5 protein-coding genes are annotated in these 1,601 nt (G+C 57.2%); all 5 read left to right on the top strand.

Annotated features, from left to right (window positions below; genetic code table 11):
• Window positions 1–302: hypothetical protein (locus tag CHB90_RS26890; protein WP_212591673.1), on the top strand; the 302-nt coding region annotated here is incomplete at its 5' end.
• The gene (locus CHB90_RS25900; RefSeq protein WP_089280558.1) at window positions 262–498 is read left to right on the top strand and encodes a hypothetical protein; all 237 of its coding nucleotides are present in this window, start codon (window positions 262–264) and stop codon (window positions 496–498) included. The genes CHB90_RS26890 and CHB90_RS25900, both read left to right, overlap by 41 nt.
• A 3-nt stretch (window positions 499–501) precedes the next feature.
• The gene (locus CHB90_RS25895; protein WP_089280557.1) at window positions 502–930 is read left to right on the top strand and encodes a hypothetical protein; all 429 of its coding nucleotides are present in this window, start codon (window positions 502–504) and stop codon (window positions 928–930) included.
• On the top strand, window positions 927–1,163 hold the full coding sequence (locus CHB90_RS25890) for a hypothetical protein (RefSeq protein ID WP_089280556.1): 237 nt from the start codon (window positions 927–929) through the stop codon (window positions 1,161–1,163). Before CHB90_RS25895 ends, CHB90_RS25890 begins: the two co-directional genes overlap by 4 nt.
• Before the next feature lie 2 nt (window positions 1,164–1,165).
• On the top strand, window positions 1,166–1,483 hold the full coding sequence (locus tag CHB90_RS25885) for a hypothetical protein (protein WP_089280555.1): 318 nt from the start codon (window positions 1,166–1,168) through the stop codon (window positions 1,481–1,483).
• Window positions 1,484–1,601: the final 118 nt, after the last annotated feature.

The raw sequence follows: 1,601 nt of genomic DNA, 5'->3' as shown, positions 1-1,601 counted from the left end.
TGGTGGACACTATCAGCCGAGGGTTCCGCTCGTCAGAGCGGCGACAGCGGACGGATACGAAAAACACGCACCAAGCGCGGGCTGTCTTGGCAGCAGGTATGAACGTCGCAGCTGTGGTCGACAGTTTGGAAGGCACCCTCTTTGGCTTCCCGATCATCGATGGTGACGAACATGACCTCCGGTTTCTCGACCCATCCCCTTGTGTCGTGGGTCTGAAGGCGAAGGGTTCATTGAGGTCGTCTGAAACGAAGGAGATGGTCTATGACACAAACCAGTATTTTACAGTGCCCGACGCCGCTTGAGGTCGCCGTAATTCTCGGCACCAAAGGTGTGGACGCTTACTATCGTGGAGAAATCCGGATCGATACCCTTTTGGGCCTCGGTCCTGTGAAAACATTCAATTTTCTGACTGTTCCAGAGGTCAACGCATTTATCCAAGGGGTCGACGCGACCCAAGGTTTTCTGGATGCGCTGGCCACTGATGATCTTCGGAGGTGATTTATGGAGACCAAGCACGAGAAGTTTCTACGGCTCTACGGAGGCCGCATTGAGCGCGCAGAAAGCGCCATCGATTTGCTCGGCAACCTCAGCAGCCCCAACTACGAACACACTTCGGCAGAAGCCGAGGAGATGGTCGACCGGCTCCGCACCGCGGTCGACCAGGTGGCCGAGTCCTTCGGCCTGATCGACATGAACAACCAGAACTCGTTCGTGATCGAGACCGAGACCCCGAAGCCGATCCAAGAGATCGACTACAGCGCCCTGGAACTCCGGGTTCTCGGAGGGGCGATCCCGGGCCGGGACCGGCGGGACATCCGGGAGGCGCTGCGCACCTTGCAGGACGGCAACACCGCCGAAGGCATCAAGCAGCTGCAGAAGGTCATCTGTGGTTGGATCGTACCAGACAAAATCGAAGGAGAAGCAGCATGAAGACTATAACCACTATCTGCACTGAAAACCATCCAGGGTATCCAGACCCTCTGATCATGACTGTCGAGGTGTCTGACGATGCGACGGTCGAGGATATCGTCGAGGCTGTGATCCAGCTGCGGCTCGAAGAGATCGATGTCGACATCGATGAGATCCGTGAGAGCTTCCAAGTCCACTTCGGACGGGAGGGTGATCTCACCCGGCAGGATCTCATCTTCGATTGGAGGATGTGAGCATGTGGACTGAAGAACAGCGCGACGAGGTCGCCCGTATCTTGAACCTGATTGCCGAGGATGGGCTGCCACATCCTCGGAACCTCGACGCCACGCTCGACGCGATCCAACAAATAACCGAGCCCGAGGCGTACCTCGACCTCTCGGTTTGTGTCTTTCAGAGCGGAGACATCGACGTGATGATGAAGGACGAAACCGGCCAGAAAATGGAGATCAACGTGTCTGGGTTCAACCTCGGACCGGAGGATCTCGACTTCATCAACAAGAACGCGCCGGCCTGTGTCTGGACTCGCTACGGGAGGATCACCCCATGCGATTGAAGCGGGTCTATGACGTCTACCTGAAGCTCCGCGAGCTCACCTATATCCGCTGGAAGTACCGTATCCGTCCGCTGTCGCCGCTCTGACGAGCGGAACCCTCGGCTGATAGTGTCCACCA

This window comes from Antarctobacter heliothermus, assembly GCF_900188425.1.
GTDB lineage: Bacteria > Pseudomonadota > Alphaproteobacteria > Rhodobacterales > Rhodobacteraceae > Antarctobacter > Antarctobacter heliothermus.
The sequence above is the reverse complement of the archived record's forward strand: the minus strand, read 5'-3'. Positions and strand labels throughout refer to the sequence as shown.